12 protein-coding genes are annotated in these 18,033 nt (G+C 64.9%); 10 read left to right on the forward strand and 2 right to left on the reverse strand.

Translation table 11 applies throughout. The features are described from left to right. The first annotated feature begins 7 nt into the window (after positions 1-7). On the forward strand, positions 8-6,184 hold the full coding sequence (locus ACSQ22_RS19920) for an Hpt domain-containing protein (protein WP_436131328.1): 6,177 nt from the start codon (positions 8-10) through the stop codon (positions 6,182-6,184). Positions 6,185-6,296: 112 nt separating this feature from the next. Further along, positions 6,297-7,475, forward strand: coding sequence for a PilT/PilU family type 4a pilus ATPase (locus tag ACSQ22_RS19925; protein WP_436131329.1), 1,179 nt, complete (start codon positions 6,297-6,299; stop codon positions 7,473-7,475). Positions 7,476-7,484: 9 nt separating this feature from the next. Here the strand turns inward: ACSQ22_RS19925 and ACSQ22_RS19930 are convergent, their stop codons facing one another. Then, a complete protein-coding gene (locus ACSQ22_RS19930; RefSeq protein ID WP_218301746.1) occupies positions 7,485-8,969 on the reverse strand; it encodes a cryptochrome/photolyase family protein in 1,485 nt (494 codons plus the stop codon). Between the two features lie 21 nt (positions 8,970-8,990). Between ACSQ22_RS19930 and ACSQ22_RS19935 the strand changes: the two genes are divergently transcribed. From ACSQ22_RS19935 to ACSQ22_RS19965, 7 genes are all read left to right on the forward strand, one after another. Next, the gene (locus ACSQ22_RS19935) at positions 8,991-9,590 is read left to right on the forward strand and encodes a YqgE/AlgH family protein (protein ID WP_055393353.1); all 600 of its coding nucleotides are present in this window, start codon (positions 8,991-8,993) and stop codon (positions 9,588-9,590) included. After that, positions 9,587-10,006: a Holliday junction resolvase RuvX gene (ruvX, locus tag ACSQ22_RS19940; RefSeq protein WP_055393351.1), complete on the forward strand. Its 420-nt coding sequence runs from the start codon at positions 9,587-9,589 to the stop codon at positions 10,004-10,006. The genes ACSQ22_RS19935 and ruvX overlap by 4 nt, the downstream gene beginning before the upstream one ends. Continuing rightward, positions 10,003-10,524 carry a bifunctional pyr operon transcriptional regulator/uracil phosphoribosyltransferase PyrR gene (gene pyrR / locus ACSQ22_RS19945; protein ID WP_055393349.1) on the forward strand — a complete coding sequence of 174 codons (522 nt, stop codon included), beginning with the start codon at positions 10,003-10,005 and terminating at the stop codon, positions 10,522-10,524. The genes ruvX and pyrR overlap by 4 nt, the downstream gene beginning before the upstream one ends. 2 nt (positions 10,525-10,526) lie before the next feature. After that, a complete protein-coding gene (locus ACSQ22_RS19950) occupies positions 10,527-11,489 on the forward strand; it encodes an aspartate carbamoyltransferase catalytic subunit (RefSeq protein ID WP_008903259.1) in 963 nt (320 codons plus the stop codon). Positions 11,490-11,568: 79 nt separating this feature from the next. Further along, positions 11,569-12,864 (forward strand): dihydroorotase, encoded by a 1,296-nt coding sequence (locus ACSQ22_RS19955; RefSeq protein ID WP_218301747.1) that lies wholly within the window; start codon positions 11,569-11,571, stop codon positions 12,862-12,864. A 27-nt stretch (positions 12,865-12,891) separates the two neighbouring features. After that, a complete protein-coding gene (locus ACSQ22_RS19960) occupies positions 12,892-13,629 on the forward strand; it encodes a lysophospholipid acyltransferase family protein (protein ID WP_436131330.1) in 738 nt (245 codons plus the stop codon). Positions 13,630-13,810: 181 nt separating this feature from the next. After that, positions 13,811-15,043: a Yip1 family protein gene (locus ACSQ22_RS19965; RefSeq protein ID WP_436131331.1), complete on the forward strand. Its 1,233-nt coding sequence runs from the start codon at positions 13,811-13,813 to the stop codon at positions 15,041-15,043. 85 nt (positions 15,044-15,128) lie between these two features. Here the strand turns inward: ACSQ22_RS19965 and ACSQ22_RS19970 are convergent, their stop codons facing one another. Next, positions 15,129-16,208, reverse strand: a complete 1,080-nt coding sequence (locus tag ACSQ22_RS19970; RefSeq protein ID WP_218301749.1) for an ABC transporter ATP-binding protein — start codon at positions 16,206-16,208, stop codon at positions 15,129-15,131. Between the two features lie 118 nt (positions 16,209-16,326). Here ACSQ22_RS19970 and ACSQ22_RS19975 point away from each other — a divergent pair, with 118 nt between their 5' ends. Next, on the forward strand, positions 16,327-17,955 hold the full coding sequence (locus ACSQ22_RS19975) for an ABC transporter permease (RefSeq protein WP_436131332.1): 1,629 nt from the start codon (positions 16,327-16,329) through the stop codon (positions 17,953-17,955). Positions 17,956-18,033: the final 78 nt, after the last annotated feature.

Consider the following 18,033-nt stretch of genomic DNA (forward strand, 5'->3'; position numbering starts at 1 on the left):
CGAATCCATGTCATCTATTGATGTCAACAATGCACCGGCCGCGGATGGGACCCAGGGGGATCAGGACCTGGGCCCTTTGGCGTGGGTGCTTGACGAACTGCGCAAATCTCTGGATGGCGCTGTCAAGGCCATGCGCCGTTTTGTGCGAGATGCAGAAGCCGCACGCGAGTCGGATCTTGCAGCGCTGGACGCAGGCCCACTGCGCATCGCTCGCCAGCAGTTGCACCAAGCGTGTGGTGCGCTGGAAATGGTGGGCATGGGCCCTCCAGCTTTGGTTCTGCGCGCCATGGAGTCGGCAGTCCAGAAGTTCGTTCAACGGCCTGAGACCTGCAGCGACGATGCTGCCGCAGTGATTGAGCGTGCGAGCTTTGCGCTGATCGAATACCTGGAAACCGTTCTGGCTGGCAAGGCAGCGTCGCCTGTCGCGTTGTTTCCCCAGTACCGCGATGCCCAGGCCCTGGCAGGTGCAGACCGTGTCCATCCGGCCGATCTGTGGCCCGTGGAACGCCGGTTTCGCGAGCCTGAGGGGGCTGTTGCAGCCACGCCGCTGCCCTACGGGCCTGAGGCGCGTGCTCGCCTGGATGCGGCAGTTCTCAGAATCGTCAAATCCGGCGATCTCAGGGCTTCGTTGAGTTTGCGGGATACCTGCCTGGGATTTGTGGCATCCCAGCAAGACCGCCAGTCCCGCGCTTTCTGGAAGATATGCGCAGGCTTTTTTGAGGCTTTCGGCTCCGGCCTTTTGCCTGCAGACGTCTACGTCAAGCGTGTGGCATCCCGCGTGCTGATGCAGTACTCCACCCTTGCCAAGGGTGACACGACGATTGCAGACCGCTTGGTTCAGGATCTGCTGTTCTTCTGTTCGCAGGCCAAGCCAGCCGAATCCAACGAAAATGCGGCTCCGTCTTTGCAGGCGGTCCGGCAGGCTTTTGCCCTTGATCGGTTCAAGCCGGTGGACTATGAAGCAGCCCGTTTTGGCAGGTTTGATCCTGCCATGCTGGCGCAGGCACGCAAGCGAATAGCTGCTGCCACGGAAACCTGGTCTGCCCTGGCGGGCGGCGACCGCAACAAGCTCAAGCCGGCGGCGGACCAATTCAGTCTGGTCTGCGACTCGCTGCGCAAGCTGCACCCCGGTAGCGAAAGCCTCGCTCAGGCGCTGACCCGCGCGCTGGAATCCACCACCCGCTCGGGTGAACCTCCTTCGGCCGCGCTGGCCATGGAAGTAGCCACCTCGGTCTTGTATCTGCAAGCAGCCTTTGAAGAGCTGGATGCGGACGGCAATCAGATGGAAATCCGCGCGGGCCGACTGGCAGAGCGCCTGGATGCGGTGGGGGCGGGCGCTGAGCCAGAACCTCTCGAGCAATGGATGGAAGAGCTGTACCGCAGGGTCAGCGACAACCAGACCATGGGCAGTGTGGTGGACGAATTGCGCTCCACGCTCGGCGAGGCGGAAAAGGCGCTGGACCAGTTCTTCCGCAGCCCGCAGGACACTGCAGTCCTGGCAACCGTACCGGGGCATCTTGCCCAAATGCGCGGCGTGCTGTCGGTGCTGGGGCTGGACCAGGCATCGCTCGCCGTGGTTCGCATGCGCGACATGGTGGAGCGTTTGCTCATCAATGAAGTCCCCGAGTCGGACCGCCAGGGCGTGTTCGAGAAACTGGGCAACAGCTTGGGCGCCCTGGGCTTCCTGATCGACATGCTCAGCTACCAGCGCACCATGGCGCGCAAGCTGTTTGTGTATGACGAGGAACTGGGCGAGTTGCGCATTCTCACGGGCAAGAGTCGGCCGCGTGCCTCGGATGCTTTGGAAGAGACTCCTGCCAAGCTGGAGGAGCGGTCGGCCGTTCCCCTGCCTGACGTGGTGCCGCGTTTTCCTGTGCAGGAGCCGCTCAGCGAGCCGACCGATTTCGGTTCGCTGCCTTCGTTGCCGGACATTCCCGCAGCGACCGCCGCTGAGCCATTGGCTCCCGTAGAGGCGGATTCGCTTGCCCCTGATATTTCGTTCGATCTGCCCGCTGTGGCGGGCAGCGAGCCGGCGCCCTTGCCCCTGGCTGCGGCAGCGCCCGCACCAGCCCCTGCGCAGGTGCCTGAAGTCGAGGACGAATTGCTGGAGGTCTTCCTGGAAGAGGCGCGCGAGGTGGTAGTCAATGGTCTGGCTGCGATCGAGGTGCTGAAGGACGATCCGGGCAACCTGAGTGAGCAGACCACGCTGCGGCGTGCCTTTCACACGCTCAAGGGCAGTTCGCGGATGGTGGGGCTGAACGATTTTGGTGAGGCCGCCTGGTCGATGGAGCAGTTGCTCAATGCCTGGCTGGCTGAGCAAAAGCCCATGCACCCTGGTTTGCTGCAGCTTTCTTCCGACGCGTTGCGGGCCTTCAGCCGCTGGGCGGACGACATTGCGGCGGGCCAAGCCTCTGGCTGGCAACCGGACGCGTTCCGGCAATCTGCGGATGCCATGCGCCTGGATGGAACCCTGTTGCCACTGGTGGTGCCGTCTGCCGACGGAGAAGCCCCGGTCCTGGCTGAAGTGGCACTTGAGCCTGAGGTGGCTGTGCTGGATGACCTGCCTCCTGAGGTGCCCGCGCCAACGGTTGCAGAAGTTCCGAAGGTCGTGGAAGAAGAGCTGGCGATGCCGGACTTCGAAGCCACCGAAATTTTCGACCATGTGCCCGAACTGCCGGCAGAGGCAATCGCTCCAGCCCCCGAGGTGGCCGAGGAGATCGATTTCTCCGTGTTCGCCGCTGCGCTCAATGAGGCGCCTGCTGCTCCTGAAGCTATCGCCCCCTCCAGTGTCGACTTTGTTCTGGATCTCGAACTCCCAGACCTGGAACCTGTCGCGACCGCTCCCGAGGTGGAGGCTCTTTCGCAGGCACCCGTGGTGCCCGACGAACCTGCAGTGGATGAGGCCTTTGTTCTGCCTGTCGAGTCGCTCGATGACATCGAATCCCATGAAGTGCCGAGCGAGACAGGGCCCGAGCATCAGCTGTCGGGTGCCGATGGGTCGGAATCTGTGGGTCAGGATGTACCCGCCGAAGTCATAGAAGCAGCAGAGACTGTGGCCTTAGAGGCTGCCTCTGAAGTGCCGCAGGCCATCGAGGCCGTGCCGCAGGAGCCGGAAGACAGCGCCAGCGATGAAGCGGTGAAGGTCATTGACACCCTGCGCATTGGCATCCCGCTCTATAACGTTTATCTGAACGAGGCCGACGAGTGGTCGCGCCGATTGGTGACCTGCCTGCAGGAATGGTCGCTGGAGCTGCACGAACCTCTGCCCGATATGGCCGTGGCATTGGCGCACTCGTTGGCGGGCAGCTCGGCCACGGTGGGGTTCAATGCCCTGTCAGAGATGGCCAGGGTGCTCGAACACGCGCTTCAACACGTGACGCTGCAGTCTGGCGGCACACAGGAGCAGGCCCAGGCCTTCATGGCAGCGGCGGAAGACATCCGTCGTTTGCTGCACCAGTTTGCGGCAGGTTTCCTCAAGGAACCAAGTCAGGAGGTGCTGGAGCAGCTGCGCCAGATCCTGCAAACCGAGGTGGACAACACCTTGTCACCGCCTGAAGAGGAGGCTGCAGACGAGTTGTTGTCGGTGCAGGACCAGACTGCTCCGGTGGAAGCAGAAGTGGCGCAGCCACTGCCACCTGCCGAACCCGAGCCGGACCTTCAAGCCATGCCGGAGCCTGCGGCTGTTGTGGGCCCCAAAGGGCATGTGGCCCCTGCTTTGTCGGCCGTCATCCACGACCACGATCAGCATATTGATGACGCAATCGCCCATGCTGTGGCGCTCGGCTCGGATGTGGACGACGATATCGATGCGATTGACGTTATCGACCCGGATCTGTTCCCGATCTTTGAGGAAGAGGCTGCTGAGCTACTGCCACAGCTTGGTGGTGCGCTGCGCCAATGGGCCTCGCGCCCCGACAACCTTGGTGCCCGCAGTGAAGTGCTGCGTGCGTTGCACACCCTCAAGGGAAGTTCGCGCTTGGCAGGTGCCATGCGCCTTGGTGAGATGGCCCACCGGCTGGAATCCGCCATCGAGCAGCTTGACGCTGAGACGGTGACATCCGATCAAATCGAGCCTTTGCAGGGTAGTTTTGACGGCATCCAGGCGAACTTTGATGCGCTGCGTGCGATTGGCCAGGGGCCCGCCGATACGGTGGTTTCTCTGCCCGTTGAAACACCGCGCAGCCAGCCTGAAGCCTCCGAGGCCCCATCAGCTCCAGTGCCAGCAGCAGCACCCGCGTCTGCCGTGTCCTCTGCTCCGGCGGTGCGCCTGCCTGGTCCTTCGCAGCTCGCGCCTTTGCGTGTTGCTGCTAACCAGTCGGTGCGGGTGCGTGCCCAGTTGCTGGACCGGTTGGTCAATCAGGCGGGTGAGGTGATGATCAGCCGCTCGCGCCTGGATGTGCGTCTGGGTCAGTTCCGCAGCTCGCTGACTGACCTGTCGGGCAATTTGGACCGTCTGCGCCAGCAATTGCGGGACATCGAGCTGCAAGCTGAGTCGCAGATGCAGTCTCGCCTGGCCCTGTCGAAGGACTCGGCGGCGGGCTTTGATCCGCTGGAGTTTGACCGCTTTACCCGTGTGCAGGAGCTCACACGCATGATGGCCGAGTCGGTGAACGACGTGGCCACCGTGCAGCGCAACCTGCAGCGCGCGATGGAAGGTGCGGAAGACGACCTGATTGCCCAAGGCCGCCAGGCGCGGGAGCTGCAGCGCGACTTGCTGCGCACCCGTATGGTGGAGTTCGAAGGCATTGCTGAACGTCTGTATGCCGTGGTGCGCCAGGCCTCCAAGGAAACCAACAAGCAGATCAAGCTCGACATCACCGGCGGCTCCATTGAGATGGACCGTGGTGTGCTGGACCGCATGACCCCCGCGTTCGAGCATCTGTTGCGCAACTGCGTGGCCCATGGCATTGAAGATCCGCAGGTGCGCACGGCCGCAGGCAAGCCTGCATCGGGCACGATCACTGTGGAGTTGCACCACGAAGGCAACGACGTGTCGGTGGAGTTCCGGGATGACGGTGCCGGACTGAACCTGCCCCGTATCCGTGAAAAGGCGTTGGCGCAGGGCATTGTGGCGCCCGATACCGAGTTGAGCGATGCCGAAGCTGCCAACCTGATTTTCATGCCCGGGTTCTCCACGGCTTCCGAGGTGACCGGCTTGGCAGGGCGTGGTATTGGCATGGACGTGGTGCGTGCCGAGATCAATGCGCTGGGCGGTCGGATCGAGACCTCGACAGAAGCTGGCAAGGGCGCGGCCTTCCGCATGGTCCTTCCCTTGACCACGGCGGTGACGCAGGTGGTGATGCTGCGCGCGGGTGACCTCGCGATCGGCGTGCCGGCCAACGTGGTCGAGATCGTTCGGCGCACGTCTGCGGCAGACCTGGAGGTTGCATACCGCACGGGCCATTTTGATGACGGCATGGAGCAACTGCCTTTCTTCTGGGCTGGAGCGCTCCTGCAGGCTTCTTCCCGCAGCAACGAGCCTGCTGGAAAGACGCGCCCTGTGGTGATCTTCCGCAGCGCATCGCAGCGCATCGCCATGCACGTGGACGAAGTTCTGGGCAACCAGGAAGTCGTGGTGAAGAACCTGGGTCCGCAACTGTCCCGTTTGCCCGGCTTGGCCGGCATGTCGGTGCTGGCGTCGGGTGCTGTGGTGCTGATCTACAACCCCGTGGCGCTGGCGACGGTGTATGGCGACCAGGTGCGTGCCGCCAGCGCCGGTCTGCCTTCAGTGCTAGAGGCCGATGGCTCTTCGGGTGCGGGCAAGTCGGTCGTCTCGCCCCAATTGGCGGGCCCCAGCCAGGTGCCCCTGGTTTTGGTGGTGGACGATTCGATCACGGTGCGCCGGGTCACGCAGCGTTTGCTGCAGCGCGAAGGCTATCGTGTGGCGCTCGCGGCCGATGGCTTGCAAGCGCTGGAGCGTCTGCAGGAAGAGCGCCCCACCGTTGTGCTGTCCGACATCGAAATGCCTCGCATGGACGGGTTCGACCTGGCGCGGAACATCCGTGCAGACGGTGCGCTGCGTGACCTGCCCATCATCATGATCACGTCGCGCATCGCTGAAAAGCACCGCGAGCATGCGATGGAGCTGGGCGTTAACCATTACCTGGGCAAGCCTTACTCCGACGAAGAACTGCTGAGCCTCATTCAGCACTACGCCCGCATCGCGGCAACCGCAGAGGCCTAGACAGCATGCATGTGCACCACAGGTCTGCCTTGAACCGGCGGGCCTGTGGCCTGCCAATATGCCTGTTGGTGCGGGCCTTGGCCACGGCGGCTTTCCTTTGGAGGCTGTCCTGATGGAGCCGATGGCAACTGTACCTTCTCCGGACCCTCGCCTCCTGGCTTGTCTGGCTGTGGTGGTGCGGGAAAGGGCGTCTGATCTATTCATCATGGCGGGTGCGCCACCCACGCTCAAGCGGCAGGGCGTGTTTGTGGCCATGGGGCAGCAGCAGCTGTCCGCCGACGATGTCAGGCAGATGGCGTATTCCATCCTCCGCGAAACGCAGCGGCAGGAGTTCGATGCCACCATGGAGTGCGACCTGTCCTTGCAGACCCCGGAGGGCGAGCGGTTTCGTGTGAATGTGCACCGGCAGCGTGGGCAGGTAGGCATGGTGATCCGCCATGTTATTGCCCAGATCCCCAGCCTGGCGGCGCTCGGCCTTCCGCCAGTGCTCCAGCAACTGGCGTTTCTCAAAGGGGGGCTGGTACTCACGGTAGGGTCGGCGGGTTCTGGCAAGACCACCACATTGGCCGCGCTGCTGGACCACCGCAATGCCCACACGGGCGGGCATATCCTGACGGTGGAAGACCCCATCGAATACCTTCATACCCACAAGAAGTCACTCGTGACACAGCGCGAGGTGGGGCTCGATACGCTGTCCTATGACGAGGCCCTGCGTCGCGCGATGCGGGAAGCGCCGAACGTGATCATGATTGGTGAAATCCGCGACCGGGCCACCATGCAGCACGCGCTGCACTATGCCGAGTCCGGCCACCTGTGTGTTTCCACACTGCATGCCAACAATGCGAACCAGGCGGTGCAGCGCATTGTGAATTTCTTCCCCGAAGACGCCCACCGCCAATTGCTCATGGACCTGTCCCTCAACCTGCGCGCTGTCGTAGCGCAGCGCCTGGTGGCGGGGCTGGCGGGTGGCCTGGTGCCTGCCACCGAAATCATGCTGCTCACGCCCTATGTGGCCGAGCTGATCCAGAAGGGGCAGATCGACGAACTCAAGACCGCCATTACCCGCAGCGCAGAGCAAGGCATGTGGAGCTTCGACCAATCCTTGCTGGCCATGGTCGAGTCCGGTGCCATATCGCCCGAAGAAGCGATTGCCAATGCCGATAACCGCACCGATGTGCGGCTGCGCCTTCGGCTGGCGGCGGGGGCGCCGCTGGGGGGCGAGGGCATGCAGATGAGCCCGGATGAGCCCGCTGGGCCCGACAGCGTTCCACCGCCTGCCACCCGCCGGTGAGTGCGGGGATCAGACCGCAGCAGACTTTACGACCGCATACCGCTCCAGGGTGCGGTGCCGCGCTGCGTCGTGCTCCACCACCGGCAGCGGGTAGGTATCCCCCAGCCGCACTCCCGCATCCTGCAACTCCAGCGGGCGCGCCAGCCAGGGCGCGTGCAACGCCTTGGTAGGCAAACTCGCCAGCTGCGGCAGATAGCGGCGGATGAACTTACCCTCGGGGTCGAACTTTTCACTCTGGCTCACGGGGTTGAAGATGCGGAAATAGGGCTGGGCATCGCACCCGCTGGAGCTGGCCCACTGCCAGCCACCGTTGTTGGCGGCCAGATCGAAGTCATTGAGGTGCGTGGCGAAGTAGGCTTCGCCCCAGCGCCAGTCGATGCCCAGATCCTTGACCAGGAAGCTCGCCACCACCATGCGCAAGCGGTTGTGCATGTAGCCCGTCTGGTTGATCTGCGCCATGGCCGCATCCACCAGCGGGTAGCCCGTGCGCCCCTCACACCAGGCGGCAAACAGGGTGTTGGCCTCGGGGCCTGATTCCCACTGGATCGCGTCATACGCGGGCTTGAAACTGTGGCCCACCACATGGGGATGGTGGTGCAGGATCTGAAAGTAGAAGTCCCGCCAGATCAGCTCGCTGAGCCAGGTGGCGGCGCCTGGGTTGCCTTGCAGCATCAGCCCGTGCGCGGTGCGTGCCAGCAGGCGCGGCGAGATGGTGCCAAAACGCAGGTGCACGCTGAGGTAACTGGGCCCTTTGACAGCTGGAAAGTTGCGCGTGTCCTCGTACCGCTCGATGCGGCCCAGGAAGTCGTTGAACAGCCGCTGCGCGCCGCTGGCGCCCGTGGGCAGATTGAGCTGCGATAGGGCCGTGGCCTCAAAACCCAGGCGTGCCAGGGTGGGCACCGCCTGGCAGTGCGCCTGCGGGCGCGGTGCCAACCGGTGTGCATGGCGCTCCACGGGGTAGCCGGTGAGTTGAAACGCATCCACCTTCTTGAGCCAGGCGTTCTTGTACGGTGTGAACACGCTGTACGGATTGCCGGTCTGCGTCAGCACCTCGCTGCGTTCCAGAATGGTGTGGTCCTTGAAGGTGTGAAATGCCCTTCCGGCAGCGGCCAACCGTGTGCGCACCAGTCGGTCGCGTTCCAGGGCCTGGGGCTCGTCATCGTGGTTGGCAAACACGGCCTGCACGCCCAGGGCGTTGGCCAGTTCTGGAATGGCATCACTGGCCACTGCATGCAGCACGATGAGGCCACCCTGTTCATGCCCGGAAAGCGTTCGCAGCGTTTCATCCAGCTCCACGAGCGACTCGCGGATGAACTCCACCCGCCGGTCAGCCCGGGGCAGGGCGTCGATGATCTCGCGGTCAAAAACAAAGGCGCAGTGCACCTCCTGGCATTGAGTCAGTGCGCGGTAAAGAGCGGCCTGATCGTTCGCGCGCAGGTCGCGGCGGAACCAGACCAGACCGCTGGGGTACGAGGGCTCGGAGGAGGGGGCCATGTTCACCGTTAAAATTGCCGAATGTCTTTCGATTCTGCGCCCATCAACCTGACGCATCACTTCCTGATTGCGATGCCCGGTCTGGAAGATGAGTCTTTCTCGCGCAGCGTCGTTTACCTGTGCGAGCACAGCGAACGCGGTGCACTCGGCCTCATCATCAACAAGCCTTCTGACATCACCCTCAAAGGCCTTTTTGACAAGGTAGACCTGTCCCTGCGGCGCGAAGATCTCACCCAGGAACCTGTTTTCCAAGGCGGCCCGGTGCAGACCGAGCGCGGTTTTGTGTTGCATGAGCCCATGCTCATGGACAAGGCAGAAACCGATGAATCGGCATATGCCTCCACCATGACCATCCCCGGCGGGCTGGAGATGACCACCTCCAAGGACGTGCTCGAAGCGCTGTCCACGGGCGCAGGCCCGCGCCGCGTGCTCATCACGCTGGGGTATTCGTCCTGGGGTGAGGGCCAGCTTGAATCGGAGCTGGCCGAGAACGCCTGGCTCACCGTGGCGGCCGATCTGTCCGTGATCTTCGACACCCCTGTGCCCGAGCGCTACGACCGGGCCCTTTCGCTGCTGGGCCTCAAGGCCTGGATGTTGTCGCCCGAGGCGGGGCACGCATGACCGGCCTGCCCGTTCAGCCCGCCGTTCCTGCGCATTTCCAGACCTTTCTTGCTTTCGATTTTGGCCTCAAGCGCACGGGGGTCGCCACGGGCAACCGCATGTTGCGCAGCGCCACGCCGCAGGCCACCATCAAGGCCGAGGGCGACGCCCGTTTTGTGCAGGTGGCGCAGCGCATCAAGGAGTGGCAGCCCGACGCCATCGTGATCGGCGTGCCCTACCACCCTGATGGCGCGAGCCATGAGAACACCGAGCGCGCGCTCAAGTTCGGCCGCCAGCTGCGCGGCCGCTTTGGTTTGCAGGTGTTCGAGGTGGACGAGCGTTACAGCACCACCGAAGCCATCGCAGGTGGCGCCAAGGATGCCGACGCCGCTTCGGCCTGCATCATCCTGGAACAGTTTTTGAGGAATCTCCCATGACCACCCCCTCCCCCGGAGTGTCCGGCAGCCTGGTGCTTGATGCCGAGGCGCTGTACCGCGAACTGCTGCGCGGAGTGCGCAGCATGCTGACCCCCACCACGCGCCTGGCGGGCATTGCCTCGGGCGGTGCCTGGCTGGCCGAGCGCCTGCAAAAAGACCTGGGCCTCGAAGGCCCCGCCGGTGTGCTCTCGTCGGTGATGCACCGCGACGACTTCGCCCAGCGCGGTCTGTCGGCCAGCGCGCAGACGGCGCTGCCGTTTGATGTGAACGGTGCCGATGTGCTAGTGCTCGACGACGTGCTCTACACCGGCCGCACCATCCGCGCCGTGCTCAACGAGCTGTTCGACTACGGCCGCCCCGCCAGCGTGCGCCTGGCCGTGCTGGTGGACCGGGGCGGGCGCGAGCTGCCCGTGCAGGCCGACTTTGCCGCCGCGCGTGTGGCCCTGCCTGCCGCCCAGTCGCTGGCCCTGGCGCGTGACGACAGCGGCATCTTCCAATTCCAAGTCAAAGAGGCCTGACCGTGCTGCACAAGCGCAACCCCCAACTCAACGGCAACGGCGAACTCATCCACCTGCTGTCCATCGAAGGCCTGCCGCGCGACATCGTCACGCACATCCTCGACACGGCGGCCAACTTCGTGAGCGTGAACGACCGCGAAGTGAAGAAGGTGCCCCTCCTGCGCGGCAAGAGCGTGTTCAACCTGTTTTTCGAGAACAGCACGCGCACCCGCACCACCTTCGAGATCGCGGCCAAGCGCCTGTCGGCCGACGTGCTCAACCTCGACATCGCGCGCAGCTCGGCCAGCAAAGGCGAATCGCTGCTCGACACCATCGCCAACCTGTCGGCCATGGCGGCGGATTTGTTCGTGGTGCGGCACAGCGAATCCGGCGCGCCGTACCTCATTGCCCAGCACGTGGCGCCCCATGTGCACGTGATCAACGCAGGCGATGGCCGCCACGCCCACCCCACGCAGGGGCTGCTGGACATGTACACCATCCGCCACTACAAGAAGGACTTCAGCAACCTCACTGTGGCCATCGTGGGCGACGTGCTGCACTCGCGCGTGGCGCGTTCTGACATCCACGGCCTCACCACGCTGGGCTGCGCCGAAGTGCGCGTGGTGGGCCCGCGCACGCTGGTGCCCAGCGACATGGCGCAAATGGGTGTGCGCGTGTGCCACACGCTCGAAGAAGGCATCAAGGATGCCGACGTGGTCATCATGCTGCGCTTGCAGAACGAGCGCATGAGCGGTGCCCTGCTGCCGTCGAGCCAGGAGTATTTCAAGAGCTTCGGCCTCACGCAGGAGAAGCTGCAACTGGCCAAGCCCGACGCCATCGTCATGCACCCCGGCCCCATCAACCGGGGCGTGGAGATCGACTCCGCCGTGGTCGATGGCAAGCAGAGCGTGATCCTGCCGCAGGTGACTTTCGGTATTGCGGTCCGTATGGCTGTCATGTCCATCGTTGCTGGTAACGAAGCATGACGCTTGGAATGAATACTCCTGTTTTCATAGCTGCTAGCGCTTATTCAGTAAGCGCTAGCAGCCAATTTGGCTTGAAATCATGAAGATACTGATCCAGAACGGCCGTGTGATCGATCCCGCTTCGGGGCTTGACCAGACCTGCGACATCGCGCTGGCGGCAGGCCGCATCGTGAGCGTCAACCGCGTGCCCCCCGACTTTGCGCCCAACCGCACCATCAATGCTGCTGGCTGCATCGTGTTGCCCGGCCTAGTGGACCTGGCGGCGCGCCTGCGCGAGCCCGGCCACGAACACGAAGGCATGCTCGAATCCGAAATGGCCGCCGCCGTGGCCGGTGGCGTGACCAGCCTGGTCTGCCCGCCTGACACCGACCCCGTGCTCGACGAGCCCGGCCTGGTCGAGATGCTCAAGTTCCGCGCCGAAAAGCTGCACCAGGCGCGTCTGTTCCCTCTGGGGGCCCTCACGCGCAACTTGGCCGGCGAGGTGCTGACCGAGATGGCCGAGCTGACCGAATCCGGCTGCGTGGGCTTTGGCCAGGCCGAGGTGCCGCTGGCCAGCACCCAGGTGCTGCAGCGTGCGCTGCAGTACGCCGCCACCTTTGGCTACACGGTGTGGTTGCGCCCGCAAGAGATGCACCTGGGCAAGGGCGTGGCTGCCAGCGGCCCGCTGGCCACGCGCCTGGGCCTGTCGGGCGTGCCCGTGGCGGCCGAGACCATTGCGCTGCACACCATTTTTGAACTGCTCAAGACCACCGGCGCCCGTGTGCACCTGTGCCGCATCAGCAGCGCTGCCGGTGTTGAGTTGCTGCGCCGCGCCAAGGCCGAGGGCCTGAAGGTGACGGCCGATGTCAGCATCAACTCGCTGCACCTCACTGACGTGGACATCGGCTTCTTCGACAGCCGTGCGCGCCTGTCGCCCCCGCTGCGCCAGCAGCGCGACCGCGACGCACTCAACGCCGCGCTGGCCGACGGCACCATCGACGCCCTGGTGTCCGACCACACGCCCGTGGATGAAGATGCCAAGACCCTGCCGTTTGCCGAGGCCGAGCCTGGCGCTACGGGGCTGGAGCTGCTGCTGTCGCTCGCGCTCAAGTGGTCGCAGGACAGCGGTGTGCCCCTGCAGCGTGCGCTCGCCACCGTCACGTCCGAACCCGCGCGCGTGCTCGGCAGCGCCCTGGGCACACTGCAGGCCAGCGTCGGCCAGATCGTGGAAGGTGGCGTGGGCGACCTGTGCATCTTTGACCCGCAGGCGGCGTGGACGGTGCAGGACGACGCATTGCGCAGCCAGGGCAAACACACCCCGTTCTCGGGCTACGAACTGCCTGGCTGTGTGCGCATGACCCTCGTCGGTGGCCAGGTGGCTTTTGACCGGGGTTGAGGTAGTGCGACGCTGCGAGGCCCTGCGGTGAAGTCTTTGCGTGCCTGCTGGCGCCTGCTGCGCCTGCTGGGCCACATTGTCAAAGGGCTCGCCATCGTGGCGTTGCGTTTTCCAGCGCTCTCGCCGGACCAGCAGCATGCCCGGGTGCAGGTGTGGTCGCTGCAACTGCTGGCGCACCTTGGCATCAGCCTGCGCATCTTGGGTCAGCCCCCGCTCACCGGCCCGGTGATGCTGGTGGCCAACCACATCTCGTGGCTTGATATCCCGGTGATGCACGCGGCGCGGCATTGCCGCTTTGTCTCCAAGTCCGACGTACAGGGCTGGCCGCTGATCGGTACCCTGGCCACGGCCGCAGGCACGCTCTACATCGAGCGCAGCTCGCGCCGTGATGCGCTGCGCATGGTCCGGTCGATGCAGGAGGCGCTGGAGCGGGGTGAGGTGCTGGCCGTGTTCCCTGAGGGAACCACGGGCGATGGGCGCGAGATGCTGCCTTTTCACGCCAATTTGCTGCAAGCCGCTGTGGTGGCGCAGGCTCCGGTGCAGCCCGTGGGCCTGCGTTTTGCCGACAAGGCCACGGGTGTCACCAGTTTTGCGCCCAGCTACATCGGCGACGAAACCCTGGTGGGCTCCATCTGGCGCACGCTGTGCGCCCCGCCCATCGAGGCTGTGGTGCATTACGGCCCCCCCGAGCTGGCGGGCGAGCGCGACCGCCGTACCTGGACGCAGCACCTGCACGATACGGTTGATCAGTTGCGCAAAGCCTGAGCTGGCGCTCTGGGGGCAGGGGTGGTTTCCGTGGGCAAAAGCGTGCATATTCCACGTTTGCAGCCGCGCGGTCTGCACATCCGATCTCTATTGCACGCAATTTCTCGTATCGTCCGCGTCTTTCGCCTGCAAGCGCTTGCAAATGCGTGGGCAGGCTCACCCACACTGCCGGGAGGGCACCATGAACCTGATTGAGCGCGCCAAGAGCATTCTTCTGCAACCCAAGGACACCTGGGTCACCATTGAGGCCGAGAGCACCGACGCCGCCACTCTGTACACCCGCTACGCCATGATTTTGGCCGCCATTCCGGCAGTCTGCGGTTTCATTGGCATGTCGCTGATCGGTTTTGGGGGCTTTGGCGTCACCATCCGCGTGCCCTTTGTCTCGGGGCTGGTGAACATGGTGGTGTCGTATGTGCTCAGCCTCGTGGGCATCTTCGTGCTCGGGCTCATCATCGATGCGCTGGCCTCCACCTTTGGCGGCCAGAAAAACTCCATCCAGGCCCTGAAGGTGGCGGTGTATGCCAGCACGGCGGCCATGCTGGGCGGGGTGTTCAGCCTGCTGCCTGCACTATCCATGCTGGGCCTGCTGGCGGCTTTGTACTCCATCTACCTGCTCTACACCGGCCTGCCGGTGCTCATGAAAAACGCCCCCGACAAGTCGGTGGTCTACACCGTGGTGGTCATCATCGCGGCCATTGTGATGGGGGTGGTCATCGGCGCCGTCAGTGCGCTCTTTCTGCCCCGTGGCGGAGCGATGTTTGGCGGGGCCGACGCGCCCGCCATCACGATGAATACGCCGGGCGGCAAGGTGTCCATCGACACCGCCGGCCTGGAGGCCGCAGGCAAGAAGATGGAAGAGGCCGCCCACAAGATGGAAGAAGCGCAAAAGAGCCAGGACCCCGCCGCCATTGCCGCTGCTGCTGGTGATGCCGCCAAGGCCGCCGCAGGTGCGCTGGGGGGTGGCCAGGCCATTGCGGCGCAGTCGCTCAAGGCGGCACTGCCCGAGAAGCTCGCTGGCCTGCCGCGCACGGGCTTTGATGTGCAGGACGGTGCCGCCCTGGGCCTGCCCATCAGCCAGGCCAGTGCGCAGTACGGCAGCGATGACAAGCAGGTGCGCCTGGAGATCGTGGACATCGGCGGCCTGGGGCAGATGGCGGTCATGGCCATGGGCATGGCCCAGGGCGAAAAAGAAGACCAAACTAGCGCCGAGAAGACCTGGCAGGAGGGTGGCCGCACCCTGCACCAGCGCTATGAAAAGGACGGCAGCCATGCCGAGTTCAAGACCATCCTGAAAAATGGCCTGGTGGTCAGCATTGAGGGCGACAACATGGGCGTGAAGGATCTGCGGGGCTTCATGTCGCAGGTGGATCTCAATGCCCTGGAAAGCCTGCAGCGCAAGGGCAAATCCTGAAGGCTGCAGTGCGCCGTGGCGCAATGTGGCATCAAAAATAATAGCAACCAGCGCTTTATGGATAAGCGCTAGAGCCTATTTGGGCTTAGATGGTGGTTCCCCGTTCGCGGGGGAACGTCACCACATGGTCCACCTGGGCGCGGATGCCTATCCACTCGCCCAAGGCGTGGTCATGGTGGCTGGGCACATGCGCCAGCACCGTGTGGCCGCTGGCCAGGCGCAGCGTGTACAGAAACTCCGAACCCCGGAACGACTTGCGCACGATCTGCGCCTGCACGGGGGCATGGTCGTCGTGCACGATGTCATCCGCACGCAGCAGCACATCACATTCGCCACCGGGGTAGCTGCTGGGCAGGGGGCATTCTTCCAGGTCGGTCAGCTCGCCCAGCGGCGTCTGCGCCACCACGTTGTTGCCGCGCTGCAGCAGCGTGGCCGGGGCGAACACGCCGTGGCCAATGAAGTCGGCCACAAACCGTGTGGCGGGGCGGTGGTACAGCGTGTACGCATCGTCCCACTGGTGCAGATGGCCTTCGTGCATCACGCCGATCACGTCGCCAATGGCAAAGGCCTCGAACTGGTCATGCGTCACAAACAGGGCCGTGGCGCCAGCGGCTTTCAGAATGCCGCGCACCTCGTGGGCCAGGCGCTCGCGCAGGTCCACGTCCAGGTTCGAAAAAGGCTCGTCCAGCAGCATAAGCTGCGGGCGTGGTGCCAAAGCCCGAGCCAGGGCCACGCGCTGCTGCTGCCCGCCAGAAAGCTCGTGCGGAAAGCGGTTCTCGCTGCCCTCCAGCCCCACCAGCTGCAGCACCTCGGCCACGCGCGCGGCCTGCTCGGCACGGGGCAACTGGTGGATGCCAAACGCCACGTTGCGGCCTACCGACAGGTGCGGGAACAGCGCGTAGTCCTGGAACACCATGCCAATGCGCCGCAGCTCAGGCGGCACGCTGAGCGTGGCGCTGCTGACCACACTTTTGGTCAGGCGGATCTCGCCGCCCGTCACGGGCTCCAGCCCTGCCACAGCGCGCAGCAGTGTCGTTTTGCCGCAGCCAGAGGGGCCGATCAGCACACCGATATCGCCTGCATGCAGGCCCAGCGTGACGCCTTCCACCGCCGCGTTGGGGCGGCCTGCGTAGCGCACTTCGAGTTGGGAGACCTCTAGAAACATCGCTTGATTCTAGGCGGGCAGGGACGAATGCTTAAAATTCGCATTTGCATTCCTGATCGTTGCCCGGCCTGAGCCTGCCAGCGGGTGTGCGCTTTCTTACTTTGCCGAGCCACTCGCCTTGCGCCGCACGCCTTTTTCTGCCCTTCGCACCATCCCTTTGATCCTGTTCGCGGGGTTTCTGGCGCTGCCCGTGCTGGCCGTGCTCGCATCGTGGTTGCCCGTGGGGCAGGGCGATGCGCAGGCAGGCGCCATCCTGCGCGAGATGGCGGCCACCGTGTTGCCCGGCTATGTGTGGACGACCTTGTGGCTGAGCGTGCTGGTGGCCCTGGGCGCGGCCATTGTGGGCACAGGCACGGCAGCAGCGGTGACGCTGTTTGATTTCCCGGGCCGCCGCACCTTCGAGTGGCTGCTGCTGCTGCCCCTGGCCATGCCTGCGTATGTCACTGCGTATGCCTACACCGACTTTCTGCAGTTCAGCGGCCCGCTGCAGGTGGGCCTGCGCAACACCTTTGGCCTGGAAGGCCGCCTGCTGCCCGAGGTGCGCAGCCTGGGCGGCGCGGTGTGGGTGTTCATCTTTTCGCTGTACCCGTATGTGTACCTGCTGGCGCGCACGGCGCTGGGCGAGCGTGCCGCGCACCTCATGGAGGCCGCGCGCCTGCTGGGCGCTCCGCTGTCGCGCCGCATCCGCGCCGTGGCGCTGCCTCTGGCACGCCCGGCAGTCGCTGCAGGCGTTGCGCTGGTGCTGATGGAAACGCTGGCTGACTTTGGCGTGGCCAGCTACTTCGGCATCCAGACCTTCACCACCGGCATCTACAAGGCCTGGCTGTCGATGGACAACCGCCTGGCCGCCGCGCAGCTGGCCACCATGCTGCTGGTGGTGGTGACGGCGCTGCTGCACCTGGAACATCGCGCGCAAAAGCGCATGCGTTTCGCCACGGGCGGCGGGCGCGCAGGCTCGGCCGAGGCACAGCCCCTGGCGCTGCGCGGCGCACGCCGCTTGGCCGCCTGGGTGGTGTGCGCGGTGCCGGTGGTGATGGGCTTTGTCGCCCCGGTCCTCTTCATGCTGCGCCCGCTGGCGGCCGACTGGTCGGTGCTGCCGTGGGAGCGTTTCATGGAATGGGCCTGGCACAGCGTGCGCTTGGGATGCATCACCGCTGCGCTGGCCGTGATGATTGCGCTGGCCCTGGCGTTTGCCGTGCGCCGCCAGCCTGATGCGATCACGCGCGGCGTGGTGCAACTGGCCAGCGTGGGCTACGCCGTGCCAGGTGCCGTCATCGTGGTGGGCCTGCTGCTGCCCGTGGGCTGGCTGCAGGCGGCCATGCCGCAGTGGGGGGTGGGTGCGCTGGTCACGGCCACGGCGTTGGGCATCGTATGGGCGTACCTGGTGCGGTTCTGCGCGGTGGCGCTGCAGTCCATTCAGAGCGGTTACGCGCGAATTCCCCCCAGTCTGGATGACTCTGCCCGCATGCTGGGCATGGGCAGCGTGGGCCTGATGGCGCGCGTGCATGGGCCGCTGCTCAAGCGGTCTACCGCTGCTGCCGCGCTGCTGGTGTTTGTGGACGTGATGAAGGAGCTGCCCGCCACCATGGTGCTGCGCCCCTTCAACAGCGACACCCTGGCCGTGGTGGCCTACCAGCTGGCGCGCGATGAGCGGCTGGGTGAGGCGGCGTTGCCGTCCCTGGCGCTGGTGGCCGTGGGGTTGGTGCCGGTGATCTTGCTGAGCCGGACGCTACGCAGCCGGGGGTGACCTGCGCTGAGGCAACCCGCTCCCGTCCAACAAAAAGCCGCCCGAGGGCGGCTGGCAGTGCGCTGCGGTGAGCGGACT

Origin of the sequence: Acidovorax sp. LjRoot38 (assembly GCF_964252975.1) — a bacterium.
Lineage (GTDB): Bacteria > Pseudomonadota > Gammaproteobacteria > Burkholderiales > Burkholderiaceae_C > Acidovorax > Acidovorax facilis.